We start from the raw sequence: 13,276 nt of genomic DNA on the forward strand, positions 1-13,276 counted from the left end.
TCCTATCTCGTTGCCTGGCGGACCGAGAGGTCGCCGCTGATGACCCAGATCTCGACGGTGATCTCGAGGTCGGGGTCGGTGCCGTCAAGCGGCTCGAACGACTGGTTGAGACGGACGACCGCTCCGTCGCGACTGCGCTGCGGGTCGGTGTCGAATGTCACGGAGCCGGCCACGGCGTGGCCCCGCACGTCGGTCGACGCATCGGCGGGCACGATGACGTCGGCGTTGCCGGCAATGACCGTGAGCGAGATGAGCCCGTCGTCATCCTCGGATGCCGACGACGCGCCCGCGAAGTAGTCCCTGAGGTCGAGTTCGGCGTCGCCGCTGATGACGGTGCGGTGCTGCGAGTCCCCGTCCGAGTAGGACGGCGACCATGCGGTGTCGCGGTCGACCAGGACTGGCCCGCCGACCCATCCGAAGAAAGACGTGAAGATGAGCGCGAACACGACGAGCACGGCGACGCCGCTCGACCCGCCGCTGGTGCGGCCGGAGAATCCGTTGAACACGATGGCGAGACCGAGCACGCCGAGGGTGACGGCCAGGCCCGTGATGGTCGCGACCGGGGTCCATTCGCCCGCCCCGACTGCGAGGGCGGTCGCGGCGCCGGCTACGAGGGCGACACCGATCGCGACCGCCGTGAACAGCGGGTTCGACCGCGTTCGGATGTGCTTCCGTTCCCACTCCGCACGCCGCTCGGCGTGGTCGTGGTTGCGGATGCGGCGCTGCTCGAGCCACGCTGCACGCGACGCCTCGCTCTGCTGCGCTCGCCACGCGGCGTGCTCGCGCCGCCAGGCGGCCTGCTGCTCCTTCCAGGCCGCGAGTCCGTCGGGGTCGGATGGCGGAGCAGGCGGGGCGATCGGTTCGGGGATCGCAGTCGCGTCGGTCGTGGCCGCAGCAGCGGCCGTCGCGCCGGCATCCGTCTCGCTCGCATCCGTAGCGTCCGCGCTCGCCGGGGCCGGCGATGCGGTGGCGGATGCCGCACCCATCGGCCGGGCTCCCGGCCGCTGGTTCGCGCGCATGGCCAGCCAGATGACGAGCCAGATCGCGCCGCCCACGATGGCGAGGGTCCACAGCACCCGCAAGACCGAGGCGCCCCAGTACGGGCCGTCCCAGAACCAGGGGCCGGAGAACCAGAAGCCCTGCGAGATGGGCAGGAGTGCGAGCAGCACCACGACCCCGATCCCCGCGACGGCGCCGTAGAACTCGCCGCGGAAGACCCGCTCGAGGTGGATGCGGTTGTCCGCATCCGGAAGCAGGAGCCACGCGGCCGCGTACAGGAGGAGCGCCGGCCCGCCGAGCACGGCGACGACGACGGCGATGCCGCGGACAATGATCGGGTCGATGCCGAGGCGGGCGGCGACGCCGGCGCACACGCCGCCGATCCAGCCGGGCTCGCGCGTGACGCCGAGCCCCCGCATCCAGTCGAAGAATCTGCTGGATGCCGTGGGGGCAGGAGGTGGGGGCGGTGCGGTCTTGGTCTTGGTTGGCATGACTTCATCGTCGCGAACGGGGGCGCTGGCCGCCATGGGGGTCTACCCTGATCGAACCCTGATTTCGCGTTCGCGACCCTCGCATCCGTGTCAGGGTCTGGTTGGATTCAAACATGACCACAACGTTCGCGCCCGCCCTCACCCGGCCTCGGCGGATGGCGGTCGCCGGCGTGTGCGCGGGCCTCGCGACGCACCTGGGCTGGCGCGAGAGCACCGTGCGACTCGTCGTCATCGGGCTCACGGTCCTGGGCGGGGCCGGCATCCTGCTCTACCTCTGGTTGTGGGCGTTCGCACCGGTCGATGAGGCGCAGGGCCCGGATGACGCGGTGAGCAGGAGCGTCCCCGTCGCGGCGATCCTGCTCGGGCTTGGCGCCGTCGCAGCCATCGTCGCTGTCACTCTCGCAAACGTCGCCGCGAGTCCCTATGCGGCCGTGGCGATCACGGTCATCCTCGGGGGCGGCGCCGTCGCCTGGAACCTCGCATTCGACCGCGACGACGACATCCGCAGCCCCCGCTATCGCATCCTCGTCCGCTCGTTCGGCGCGGCGCTCCTCACCATCACCGGTGTGCTGCTCCTGCTGTCGAGGGGGGCCAGGCCGGATGCCGTCACCGCCGTCCTGGCGGTCTTCATGATCGTCGTCGGGGTCGCCGTGGCGGCGCTGCCCGGGATCGTCCGGCTCTGGACGGAGCTGCTGGCTGAGCGCGCCGGCCGCGTGCGGGAGGAGCAGCGCGCGGAGATCGCCGCGCACCTGCACGACTCCGTGCTGCAGACGCTCGCGCTCATCCAGAACCGTGCAGGCCCCTCGAGCGAGGTCGCCCGGCTCGCGAGGGCGCAGGAGCGCGAGCTGCGCGACTGGCTCTTCGCAGGCTCTGGGCCTGTCGGGGAAGACCTCGCGACGGAGCTGCGGCGGGTCGCTGCCGCGATCGAACTCGACTACCCCGCGCGCGTCGAGGTCGTGGCGACGGGCGAGCCCGCTGCCGCGCACACCGCCCTCGTGGCCGCCGCCCGCGAGGCCATGCTCAACGCGGCCCGGCATGCGGGCGGGGAGGTCTCGGTGTACCTCGAGACCTCGCCCGACGGGATCGACGTGTTCATCCGCGATCGAGGGCCGGGCATCGATCTCGCGACGCTCCCTGCCGACCGACTGGGCATCCGGGAGTCGATCATCGGGCGGATGTCGCGCGCCGGCGGCAGCGCGACCGTCGCCCCCGGCGCCGGCGGCGGTACCGAAGTCCACCTGCATCTCGACACCGAACCGGGAGGGTCGGCATGATCGGCATACTCATCGTCGACGACCACTCGATCTTCCGCTCGGGGCTTCGAGCGGATCTGGGTGACGCCATCGACGTCGTCGGCGAAGCGGCGGACGTCGACTCGGCCGTCGCGCAGATCGCCACCCTCGAGCCGGAGGTCGTCCTGCTCGACGTGCACCTGCCTGGGGGCGCGGGAGGCGGAGGGGCTGAGGTCATCCGGAGGAGTGCCGCGCTGCTCGACCGGGTGCGCTTTCTCGCGCTGAGCGTGTCGGACTCGGCGGAGGATGTCGTGGGCGTGATCCGCGCCGGCGCTCGCGGGTACATCACGAAGGGCAGCTCAGGGGCGGAGGTGAGCGCGGCGGTCGCCTCGGTCGCGGGAGGGGACGCGGTCTTCTCGCCCCGGCTCGCCGGCTTCGTGCTGGATGCGTTCGGCGCCGTCGCCGGGGAGCAGGCCGTCGCCGACGACGAGCTCGACCGGCTTTCCGCCCGCGAGCGCGAGGTCATGCGGCTCATCGCCCGCGGCTACGCCTACAAGGAGGTCGCCGCGGACCTCTATATCTCGATCAAGACCGTCGAGACGCACGTCTCCGCCGTGTTGCGCAAGTTGCAGCTCTCGAGCCGCCACGAGCTCACCGCCTGGGCGCTCGAGCGCAAGTTGCTGTGAGGTCGCACTCGCTGACTTGCGCCTTGCGGCCCTTCCATGGCCACCGTAAGGGCCGCAAGGCGCGAGTCAGTGCGCACTGCGGCGCCCGGCAAGCACGAGCGTGAGGCGCGCGACCAGCTCTGGTGCCCCATCCAGGTCATCCCTGTTCACCTGCATCACGAACCAGCCGTCGGCCTCGAGCCTCGAGGTCCGCGTCATGTCGGCCCGAAACTCCGCCGAACCGTCATGGAACCTGCTCTGATACTCGACGATCACCTTGCGGTCGGGGATCGCGAGGTCGGCCCGGTAGCGGAACCCGCCTGAGGTCGTGATGGGCAGATTCGCCACAATGCCTCGGATGCCGCCGATCACGAGGATCACGCGGAGGCGGGACTCCTGCGGAGACTCAGCGCGGTCGTCGAGCAGGGGGAGCGCCTGCCGGAGCATCCGCAAGCCGCGCCGTGCGGGACCGCCCTCCACCGCCGCCGCCAACAGCTCGCGGGTCGTGAACGGCAACCGGTGGTGGACCAGGAAGTCCCCGGCGGCGACCAGGTCTGCGAGTCCGAGCATCGCACCGAGTTGGCGCCAGGTGGTCTCTGGCCCGCTGATGCGCAGCCCATTCCAGCGGCGGATGTCGCCGGGTTCGACTCCCAGGGTGTGACCCCGGATACCGCGTCCGGCCGGTGCGCGGCGACCGACAGGCACTGCGACGTGCAGGAGGTCCGACTGTTCGAACGGCAACGGGAGCGGTACGCCCATGATGCGCGCGGCAGTGGGGCCGCAGAAGAAGGCGGACGGAGGCATCCGGAGCTGGTATGCGAGGCAGCGCTCTTCGAACGTGAGCGGGCGACCGGTGTGCACGCGGACGCCACGGAACGGCCGCTGCAGGTCTCTACCGCGCATCCGCTTGGCACCGAGGCCCGCCTCTTCGCCCTGCCGGATTGTGAAGGGGCCGGATGCGAAGCGTGCGGGAAGGGGGATGCGTGGCATCGGGACAGGATGCCGTACGCGCGTACCTGCGTGCACCCACTCTCCACAGGCGCGCGACCGGCCACGCGACTTGCGCGGTTCGGTCCTTCCCGGGGGCGCGGAAGGGCCGCACGGCGCAAGTCGCAGCGGGCGCACCGCTGACGGACCGACGATCAGGAACTCAGGCGAAGAGCTGCTGCAACCTCTGGATGCCCTCGAGCAGTGGCTCGTCGCCGAGCGCGTAGGAGAGCCGCAGGTATCCGCTCGGCCCGAACGCCTCACCAGGAACGACAGCCACCTCGGCCTGTTCGAGGATGAGGTCGGCCAGCTCGAGCGAGGACGTCGCGATGACGCCGCCCCAGCTCCGGCCGAGCAGTGCCCGCACGTCCGCGTACGCATAGAACGCGCCATCCGGCATGGGAGCGACGACCCCGTCGATCTTGTTGAGCTCCTCGATGATGACATTTCGCCGCCGCTGGAACGCCTGCCGCATGAGCTCGACCGTCTCCTGAGGACCGGTCAGGGCTGCGAGCGCCGCGCGCTGCGAGATGTTCGACACGTTCGAGGACAGGTGCGATTGCAGGTTCGCAGCGCCCTTGATCGCATCCGCGGGACCGACCATCCAGCCGAGCCGCCATCCGGTCATTGCGTAGCTCTTCGCAACGCCGTTGACGAGGATGGCCTGGTTCGCCAGGTCCGGCACCGCCTCGACGATCGAGACCGCTTTGACCGGCGGGGAGTCCGGGGAATCGGCGGGCGAGTAGACGAGGTTCTGGTAGATCTCATCCGTGATGACCCAGATGCCGTGCTCGAGCGCCCACTGCCCGATGGCGGCGGTCTGCTCCGGCGAGTAGACCGCACCGGTGGGGTTCGACGGAGACACGAACACGAGGAGTTTCGTCTTCGGCGTCCTGGCGGCTTCGAGCTGCTCGACGGTCACGAGGTAGCCCTGGTCCGCGCCGGCGAAGACCTCGACCGGCACGCCGCCTGCGAGCTTGATCACCTCGGGATACGTTGTCCAGTACGGCGACGGCAGGATGACCTCGTCCCCGTCGTCCACGAGCGTCGCGAAGGCCTGGTACACCGCCTGCTTGCCGCCGTTGGTGACGACCACCTGAGACGCGTCCACGGCGAGACCGCTGTCCCGGAGGGTCTTCACGGCGATCGCTTCGCGCAGTTCGGGGAGTCCTGCCGCGGGCGTGTAGCGGTAGTTCCTGGGGTCGAGCACGGCGGCGGATGCTGCATCCACGACGTTCGACGGTGTCACGAAATCGGGTTCGCCGGCCGCGTAGGAGATGACGGGACGACCCTGCGCCTGCAGGGCCTTCGCCTTGGCGTCGACTTTGAGCGTCGCGGACTCGGCGATGGCGGCGATGCGGCGGGAGATGCGCGAGGGTTCAGAGGTCACGAGCACCAGCTTAATCCACGCTCCCGGGCGGACGGATAGCCGCGAACGCGGCCGGGATCAGGTCACCCGGCCGCGCCGCATCCGACGGACGCTTCTATGGTTCGAGCGTGGGGTGGTTCCGTCGGTGGCCTTCGCGGGCGAGCCACGCACCGAGGGTCAGGAGTGCGATGAGGACCCCGACGATGATCGCGAGGGAGACCCCCGTGAACGCGAGGTTGCCGGTGTGCACACCGCCGTCACCGATGTCTCCGGCCGGGGTGTTGCCGCCGCCGTCGCCTCCCGCGCCCGAGCCTCCATCCGGATCGCCCGGGGTTCCGGGCCCTCCCGACCCGGCGGTGACCACCGGTGCGACGGATGCCGCGGCGACGTTGAGCGTGGTGAGTCCGGAATCCCCTGCCCCCCGCGCGACGGCGACGCGCAGTGCGGTCTGCGTGAAGACCGTGTTCGTGGCGACACCAAGTCCGCCGCCTCCGAGCGTCGTCTCCTGCAGGTTGACCCGAAGGGACAGGATGTCGGAAAGAATCCCGGTCAGCCCGACCGACCCGAGCAAACCGGTGTTCGCCTGCGCGAGCAGTGGTCCGTCGAGTGCCGCCGTGATGCCGCCGAGGATTCCGGATGTCCCGAACACCCTGTCGCCGAGGACTCCCCCGAGCGCGGAGAGCAGCTTCGCGGAGCTCATCGTCAACGGGACGCCGAGGACCTTGGCGGTCACCGTCGCCGGCGAGATCCCGTCGAGCACCTGGCCGAGTGTGCCGTGGACATCCACCGACGCCGACGTCTCCAGCTTCGGGAGCGCAGTGGATGTCGTGGTGCAGACGAGCGTACCGAGAAGCTTCCCGACGAGCTCGCCCAGGATGTTCCCGTTCGAGTCCTCGTACTGGCAGATCTTCCCGATGACCGGAGCCTGTTCCGTGAGCAGCTTCAGATCGGCATCGACATCCAGTCGGACCGAGCGCAGCGACTGGTCCAGGCGCGTGGTGAGTTGCCGCGTGAACTCGTCGAGCTGGCCGGTGATGGTGGAGATGACGCGCGATACGACGGCTGGTGAGAGCAGTTCGGTGTTGACCGGCAGGTTGTTGAGGTCACCGCCGATCAGGGTTTCGAGGTCGAGTGCGACCTTCCCGGTCTTGAGGTCGATGCTGACGCCGCTGCCGCCCCACGACTTGCCGAGAAGGCTTGTGACCACTGCGCGCAGGTCATGGGTGATGACGACGGAGACGTCGGCGTTCGCACCGAGGTCCAGCGCGGGGTTCGCCGCGAGGAGAAATCCCTTGAGCGCTATGCCGAGTCGGCCGTCCTTTCCTCCGAGCGCATCGAGTTTCGCGTCGGCCGCGGATGCCGCTGCCGTGGCGAGCGAGGCGACCTTCGCGATCGCGGGGCTCGTGAACGTGAGCGTCAGCCCGTCGAGGTAGTAGTCGCCTGCGACGGTAGACGGGCTTCCCGTCGCCTGGGCGGCCACGGCCTGGAGGCGAAGGGCCAGGTCGGTGACCGCCGCGGCGTAGCGGTCTCCGAGCAGGCGATCGAGGGAGAGCGTCATCGCTCCGGCCGGATGCGAGGCGTTGGGCCCGATCGCCCCGCCGGACCCGACCGTGCCGCTCGCGCCGAGCGCACTGCCGTCAGGTGCCGCCATGGCGTACTGGGAGAGCACTCCGCCCTTCGTCGCGGTGTCGACGATGGCATCCGGACTCACGCGCGTGCTTCCGACGGTCAGGGGCGCACTGCCCAGCAGGCTGACGGAGAGCGGGTCGACGACCTCCTGGGTGCTCTGGCGGCCGCTGTTGCGGGCCGTTGCCGGGGTGAGTGAAGCAAAGGAGTCGAGGCTCATTCCGGCGAGCGATCCGGAGAGAAACTGCCCCTGGGCCCAGGACCCATGGTCGGTTGCGGCGTTGGCCGTCGCCGGAGCGGCGATGAGGAGCGCGCCGACCATGGCGGCGGTCCCCAGCATCGCGGCCGGCGTGAGGAGGCGTGGAGCGTGCGGGCGCTGTCCTGCCCGTCGGTGATGGTGAGTGAACACGGCTGGTACCTCTTTCCTTGATCCGAATGGATTCGGAATGAGCCGGCCAGGCAGTTGCTCGCAGCAACTCGGGTGATGAGAGCGAGGGGCGCTGCCTGATTCAGCGTTCCGGAGTCCTGTTGAGTTGTGACCGAGCGGATCGGCGAAGGCGGTAAGGGGGCCGTGGCCCTTCGTCGATCTGCCCTGTTATGAGAAGAGACTCGGCCCGGCGCGGTTCATGACGCGATTCTGCGAAACATCGATGCCGGATGCTGCGCTCGCACGGGATTGCGGCTTTGCGCGAGGGTCGCCCGGTCGCTTACACTGGGTCGAGGTAGTTGAAATCTGCCATACTTTCGTGCGCCCATTTTTGGCAGAAATTCCGAGTGTGACCGCGAGATGATGGTTGTTTGGTACTGCTGAGGGCGGTGGCTCAATTGGTAGAGCAGCGGTCTCCAAAACCGCAGGTTGCAGGTTCGAGTCCTGTCCGCCCTGCAGCTGAAAGCGAGCATCCGCTCGTGGCAGCATTGCTCGGCCGGAAGTAGTTTTCGGCCCGGCTCCATCCGGAAGGTAGAAATCGTGGCGAGAAAGATAGTCGACGAGCCGAGTGAGGACATCGTCGCCAACGCCAAGATGGACCGTGCCCAGCGGCGGGGTCCGTTCGCGCGAATCGCGCTCTTCCTTCGTCAGGTGATGGTCGAACTGAGGAAGGTCATCACCCCGACCCGTAAGGAACTGATCAGCTACACGGGCGTCGTGCTCGTCTTCGTCGTCTTCATGATGGCGATCGTGTCGTTGCTCGACCTGCTGTTCGGCACGGGAGTGGGAATCATCTTCGGAAACGGCCCGACCCGGTAACGATCTTGCGCGAGAGCGCGACACCAGCCTTGTGACCCGCAACCGGGCCACCGGATAAATATGAGCGGCGAATCACGTCGCACGCCAGAAAACGGAATGAGAATCAGTGTCTGACAGGGAGTTCGAAGAGCTCGAGGATCTCGACCTCGCGACCGCCGCGGAACAGTCTTCAGAGGAGGACGAGGCGCAGGAGGGCGACGTGCTCGAGGAAGAGGTCGAGTCCGATGTGCCGTCGGAGGAGCGTGCCATGCACGTCCTGTCCGACGATGCGGATGTCGAGGCCGGTATCGAGGCGGCGCTCGACGCCGTCCAGGCTGCTGCAGACCCGGAGGCCGACGCCGTGGTGAACGAGGCGGAGGCGGAGATCGAGCAGGACGAGATCGATCCGTATGCGGAGTTCCGCGCCGAGCTCAAGGCGAAGCCGGGCAAATGGTACGTCATCCACTCCTACGCCGGGTTCGAGAAGCGCGTGAAGTCGAACATCGAGAACCGCCGCGTGAGCATGGCCATGGAGGACTACGTCTTCGAGGTGCAGGTTCCCATGGAGGACGTCGTCGAGATCAAGAACGGCCAGCGCAAGCTCGTGAACCGGGTTCGGATTCCCGGCTACGTGCTCGTGCGCATGGACCTGAATGAGGACAGCTGGTCCGTCGTGCGGCACACGCCGGGCGTCACCGGCTTTGTCGGCAACTCGCACAATCCGACGCCGCTGCGGTTCGAGGAGGCGTTCTCGATGCTGCAGAGCCTCGTGCAGATCGTCGAAGCACCCGCGAAGGCCGGCGGCAAGGGCGGCAAGACCACTGCCCGTTCGATCCCGCAGGAAGTCGACTTCGAGGTCGGAGAGACCATCACGATCAAGGAGGGCTCGTTCGCGGGCCTGCCAGGGTCGATCAGCGAGATCAAGCCGGAGAGCGGCAAGCTCACCGTCCTCGTCTCGCTCTTCGAGCGCGAGACCCCCGTCGAACTGTCGTTCGACCAGGTCACCAAGCTCTAGACACCAGCCACCGCCCCGGAGATACCGGACGCGGGAGAGCCGGGCATCCGCTCGGTTCGACAGTAAAGGAAGAACAATGGCACCCAAGAAGAAGGTCACGGGGCTGATCAAGCTCCAGATCCAGGCCGGCGCCGCGAACCCTGCACCGCCCATCGGGCCGGCGCTGGGCCAGCACGGCGTCAACATCATGGAGTTCTGCAAGGCGTACAACGCGGCCACGGAGTCGCAGCGCGGCAACGTCATCCCGGTCGAGATCACCGTGTACGAGGACCGCTCGTTCACGTTCATTCTCAAGACCCCGCCTGCCGCGGAGCTCATCAAGAAGGCTGCCGGAATCCCGAAGGGTTCCGGAACGCCCCACACCGTCAAGGTCGGCAAGCTCTCGAAGGATGCCCTTCGCCAGATCGCCGAGACCAAGATGACCGACCTCAACGCGAACGACGTCGAGGCTGCAGAGAAGATCATCGCGGGCACCGCCCGTTCGATGGGGATCACGGTGGAGGCGTAATCATGGCGACCAAGTCCAAGGCATACCGCGCCGCCGCCGAGAAGATCGAGGCAGGCAGGTTCTACACGCCGAGCGAGGCGGTGGGCATCGCCCGCGCGACCGGCTCGAGCAAGTTCGACTCCACGGTCGAGGTCGCGCTGAAGCTCGGCGTCGACCCGCGCAAGGCGGACCAGATGGTGCGCGGCACCGTCATCCTTCCGCACGGTACGGGCAAGACCGCCCGCGTCATCGTGTTCGCGACCGGGCCGGCCGCTGAGGCCGCGATCGCCGCTGGCGCTGACGAGGTCGGCGGCTCCGACCTCATCGAGAAGGTCGCCGGGGGTTACACGAACTTCGACGCCGCCGTCTCGACGCCGGAACTCATGGGCCAGGTCGGTCGACTCGGAAAGGTGCTCGGCCCCCGCGGCCTCATGCCCAACCCGAAGACCGGCACGGTCACCCCGGACCCGGCGAAGGCCGTCTCCGACATCAAGGGTGGAAAGATCGAGTTCCGCGTCGACAAGCACTCCAACGTGCACTTCATCGTGGGCAAGGCCTCCTTCACGGCCGACCAGCTCGCCGAGAACGCGAAGGCGGCGCTCGATGAGATCAACCGCGCGAAGCCGAGTTCATCGAAGGGCCGCTACGTCCTGAAGGGTACGGTGTCGACGACGTTCGGCCCCGGTATCCCGCTCGACGTGACCGCGATCTGAGTCGCATTGTCGTAACAATGAGGAAGGCCCCGCTCCGGCGGGGCCTTCCGCGTTTCGTTCGGATGCTCCAACGGAGCGCGCCGATCAGGGTGCGCCGAGCAGGATGCGTCACCCCTGGACGTTGAGCACGAGCTTCCCGCGCGTGTGACCCTTCTCGAGCTCCCGGTGCGCTTCGGCCGCGTCGGCGACCGGGAACTCCCGGTCGACGTGGACGGCGAGTTCGCCCGAGTCGATGAGTTCGGCGATCGCCGTGAGCGTCGCCGTGTCGGAGAGCGCCTTGATGTCGGTCGCGCGCATGCCGCCGGCAGCGGCATCCGCTCTGAATTCCGGCCAGCTTCCCGTGGGAACGCTCACGAGCAAACCGCCAGGGCGCATGACCCTGAGCGAGCGGGTCCCGGTGTCATCCTTCACGTTCCCGATGAGATCGACGACGATATCGATGTCGCCCGTCACGTTCTCGAACCGCTCCTCGCGGTAGTCGATGACCTCATCCGCTCCGAGTTCGCGCAGCCATGCCGCGTTGCGTCCGGATGCCGTGGCCACGACGTACGCGCCGGCCCGCTTCGCGAGTTGCACGGCGATGTGTCCGACACCGCCCGCCGCGGCGTGGACGAGCACGCGATCGCCGCGCTTCGCAGCGCCGACGGTGACGATGCAGCCCCACGCGGTGAGCGCGGCACACGGAACGGCAGCCGCCTGGGTGGGTGTGAGAGTGCGCGGACTCCGCGCGATCGCGATGACCGGAACGGTGAGGAACTGAGCATAGCTGCCGCTCAGGCGCGGGACGGACACCATCCCGTACACCTCATCCCCCGGCTGGAGCGGGTGCGTGTCGAAGGCGGGCCGAACGATCGTCCCGCAGAAGTCGACGCCCAGAACGGCCGGGAACTCGCGGATGAGAGCAGAAGCTCCGCCGCCGGCACGCGTCTTCGCGTCGATCGGATTGACCCCGGCAGCCGCCACCCGCACGACGGCCTCGCCGATCGCAGGGACGACCATCGGCACATCCCGCTCGACGAGCACCTCCGGGCCGCCCACACCGTCCATCACCGTCGCACGCATCATGGTCATGCCTCAACGCTAGCGCGACGCCCTAACATGGTCACGTGACCGACTTCTCGCCTACAGCCGGACGCGTCGGTCGCGATGCCGTGTTCGCCGTCACCGGATGCCTGCTCGTCGCCGGAGCACTCGTCATCATCTGGGCTGCGCGGCTCACTGTCGATCGGGAGATCTACGTGAGCGAGCTCGGTGCGACGGGGGAGCCGACGGCGGACTGGTTCAGGGTGGCCCTGCTGCTCATCGTCGCCGGTGGGAGCCTCATCGCGTTCGCGGGGCGTCGCATCCGTTCGGCTGCCCCACTCCTGCGTGCGACCACCCCCGCGATCTCACTGTGGGTGGGGTGCGGATTCTTCCTCGTCGCCTCGCAGGTGACCTGCACCGCCGGATGCCCGCTGCCGTACGGCCCCACCTTCACCTGGCAGGACTTCATCCACACCTCGGTGGCCGTGCTCGCGTTCGCGGCCGCGTGCTGGGCGATGCTTCAGGTGTCGTTCGCGGTGGGGCATCGCGCGCTGCGCTCGTTCTCGCTCACCTGCGGGATCGCCGTGGCCGTCGTGGCGGGCGCGGGCGGCATCCTGTCCCTCGCGCGGTTCGGGACCGACGTGGGCAGCGTCCTCGAACTCGTCGCGACGACGATCGCACTCGGCTGGCTCGCGGTGTTCGGGCTCGCCGTCCGGGGATCGTCAGCGGTGGAGGAACGCCAGCAGCGCGTCGGCGAGTCCGATGAGCTGATGGATCTCGTTGTCGTCCCTGTCGACCCACCGCACTCTGGGCTCGTCGCCGATGGGCACGAAATCCCGGTGCTCCTCCCACACGACGAGGGTGCGTTCGGCACCTAGGACGTACTGCTGCCACCACACCTGCCGCAGGTAGCTGCGCGGGATGCTGTGCCACGGCTTCGCGGTCGTCTTGATCTCGGCGAGCTCGATGCCCCTCTCGGTGACCCGGATGCCGTCGGGCGTGGCGAGGTGCAGCGGGTTGCCGTCCGCGTGGTACAGGTCCAGGCTCGGCAGGATGCCGTACACCGAGCGCACCCAGCGTGCGATCTCCGGCTCGCGGGCCCTGCCGTGGTCCGTGTAGGCGTTGCCGGTGAACGAACTGCCGAGCACCTTGTCCCTGGCCACCGCCGTGACTGCTCGGCTGCTGGACAGCCGCGCGACGTCGGTCGCGGTGACTCCGCGGCTTCTCGCTCTCAGCCATTCGACGCGGTCGGTCGACCGGGCGACGATCCGGGTGCGGTGGTCCCTGGGCGGGTCCGTCCACAGCGCCGGTTGGATGCTCACCAGACCATTCTCCCCGAGCACACCGACTCCGGCGTGCCACGCGCCGTACGCGCCCGCTGTCTTCGCACGGTCGTCGCCGTTGAGGTGACAGACTTGGGGGAACCCCCGAGACTCGAAGGACC

12 protein-coding genes, 1 tRNA gene and 1 pseudogene are annotated in these 13,276 nt (G+C 68.6%); 8 read left to right on the top strand and 6 right to left on the bottom strand.

The window, feature by feature from the left end:
• Positions 1-2 precede the first annotated feature (2 nt).
• Positions 3-1,490: a PspC domain-containing protein gene (locus tag BKA04_RS08430; RefSeq protein ID WP_167309705.1), complete on the bottom strand. Its 1,488-nt coding sequence runs from the start codon at positions 1,488-1,490 to the stop codon at positions 3-5.
• Between the two features lie 113 nt (positions 1,491-1,603).
• Between BKA04_RS08430 and BKA04_RS08435 the strand changes: the two genes are divergently transcribed.
• Both BKA04_RS08435 and BKA04_RS08440 read left to right on the top strand, forming a co-directional pair.
• Positions 1,604-2,764: an ATP-binding protein gene (locus BKA04_RS08435; RefSeq protein ID WP_104096019.1), complete on the top strand. Its 1,161-nt coding sequence runs from the start codon at positions 1,604-1,606 to the stop codon at positions 2,762-2,764.
• A complete protein-coding gene (locus BKA04_RS08440; RefSeq protein WP_104096020.1) occupies positions 2,761-3,408 on the top strand; it encodes a LuxR C-terminal-related transcriptional regulator in 648 nt (215 codons plus the stop codon). Before BKA04_RS08435 ends, BKA04_RS08440 begins: the two co-directional genes overlap by 4 nt.
• 66 nt (positions 3,409-3,474) lie before the next feature.
• Here the strand turns inward: BKA04_RS08440 and BKA04_RS08445 are convergent, their stop codons facing one another.
• The 3 genes from BKA04_RS08445 to BKA04_RS08455 form a co-directional block, all read right to left on the bottom strand.
• Complete coding sequence (locus BKA04_RS08445) at positions 3,475-4,377, bottom strand: endonuclease domain-containing protein (RefSeq protein ID WP_104096021.1); 903 nt, start codon at positions 4,375-4,377, stop codon at positions 3,475-3,477.
• Between the two features lie 160 nt (positions 4,378-4,537).
• A complete protein-coding gene (locus BKA04_RS08450; RefSeq protein ID WP_104096703.1) occupies positions 4,538-5,764 on the bottom strand; it encodes a pyridoxal phosphate-dependent aminotransferase in 1,227 nt (408 codons plus the stop codon).
• Between the two features lie 94 nt (positions 5,765-5,858).
• Positions 5,859-7,778: a choice-of-anchor G family protein gene (locus tag BKA04_RS08455; protein ID WP_134542273.1), complete on the bottom strand. Its 1,920-nt coding sequence runs from the start codon at positions 7,776-7,778 to the stop codon at positions 5,859-5,861.
• Positions 7,779-8,179: 401 nt separating this feature from the next.
• Here BKA04_RS08455 and BKA04_RS08460 point away from each other — a divergent pair.
• From BKA04_RS08460 to rplA, 5 genes are all read left to right on the top strand, one after another.
• A tRNA-Trp gene (locus BKA04_RS08460) sits at positions 8,180-8,252 on the top strand.
• Between the two features lie 84 nt (positions 8,253-8,336).
• The gene (secE, locus tag BKA04_RS08465) at positions 8,337-8,615 is read left to right on the top strand and encodes a preprotein translocase subunit SecE (RefSeq protein ID WP_104096023.1); all 279 of its coding nucleotides are present in this window, start codon (positions 8,337-8,339) and stop codon (positions 8,613-8,615) included.
• Positions 8,616-8,721: 106 nt separating this feature from the next.
• Positions 8,722-9,609 (top strand): transcription termination/antitermination protein NusG, encoded by an 888-nt coding sequence (gene nusG, locus BKA04_RS08470; protein WP_104096024.1) that lies wholly within the window; start codon positions 8,722-8,724, stop codon positions 9,607-9,609.
• A gap of 76 nt (positions 9,610-9,685) precedes the next feature.
• Complete coding sequence (gene rplK / locus BKA04_RS08475) at positions 9,686-10,117, top strand: 50S ribosomal protein L11 (RefSeq protein WP_104096025.1); 432 nt, start codon at positions 9,686-9,688, stop codon at positions 10,115-10,117.
• A gap of 2 nt (positions 10,118-10,119) precedes the next feature.
• Positions 10,120-10,809, top strand: a complete 690-nt coding sequence (rplA, locus tag BKA04_RS08480; RefSeq protein ID WP_104096026.1) for a 50S ribosomal protein L1 — start codon at positions 10,120-10,122, stop codon at positions 10,807-10,809.
• 108 nt (positions 10,810-10,917) lie between these two features.
• On the opposite strand, the gene BKA04_RS08485 is transcribed toward rplA, so the two are convergent.
• On the bottom strand, positions 10,918-11,880 hold the full coding sequence (locus BKA04_RS08485; RefSeq protein ID WP_232842011.1) for an NADP-dependent oxidoreductase: 963 nt from the start codon (positions 11,878-11,880) through the stop codon (positions 10,918-10,920).
• An 80-nt stretch (positions 11,881-11,960) separates the two neighbouring features.
• On the opposite strand from BKA04_RS08485, the pseudogene BKA04_RS12280 reads away from it, so the two are divergent.
• Positions 11,961-12,527 (top strand): annotated as a pseudogene (locus BKA04_RS12280) (DUF998 domain-containing protein); the annotation flags it as partial.
• 27 nt (positions 12,528-12,554) lie between these two features.
• Here the strand turns inward: BKA04_RS12280 and BKA04_RS08490 are convergent.
• A complete protein-coding gene (locus tag BKA04_RS08490) occupies positions 12,555-13,154 on the bottom strand; it encodes a YqaJ viral recombinase family protein (protein WP_325052432.1) in 600 nt (199 codons plus the stop codon).
• Positions 13,155-13,276: the final 122 nt, after the last annotated feature.

Origin of the sequence: Terrimesophilobacter mesophilus (assembly GCF_014200375.1) — a bacterium.
In the GTDB taxonomy this organism is placed as follows: Bacteria; Actinomycetota; Actinomycetes; order Actinomycetales; family Microbacteriaceae; genus Terrimesophilobacter; species Terrimesophilobacter mesophilus.

Coding starts and splice junctions, on each gene's coding strand:
- BKA04_RS08430 (WP_167309705.1), bottom strand. CDS start 1,490: ATGCCAACCAAGACCAAGACCGCACCGCCCCCACCTCCTGCCCCCACG.
- BKA04_RS08435 (WP_104096019.1), top strand. CDS start 1,604: ATGACCACAACGTTCGCGCCCGCCCTCACCCGGCCTCGGCGGATGGCG.
- BKA04_RS08440 (WP_104096020.1), top strand. CDS start 2,761: ATGATCGGCATACTCATCGTCGACGACCACTCGATCTTCCGCTCGGGG.
- BKA04_RS08445 (WP_104096021.1), bottom strand. CDS start 4,377: ATGCCACGCATCCCCCTTCCCGCACGCTTCGCATCCGGCCCCTTCACA.
- rplK (WP_104096025.1), top strand. CDS start 9,686: ATGGCACCCAAGAAGAAGGTCACGGGGCTGATCAAGCTCCAGATCCAG.
- rplA (WP_104096026.1), top strand. CDS start 10,120: ATGGCGACCAAGTCCAAGGCATACCGCGCCGCCGCCGAGAAGATCGAG.
- BKA04_RS08485 (WP_232842011.1), bottom strand. CDS start 11,880: ATGACCATGATGCGTGCGACGGTGATGGACGGTGTGGGCGGCCCGGAG.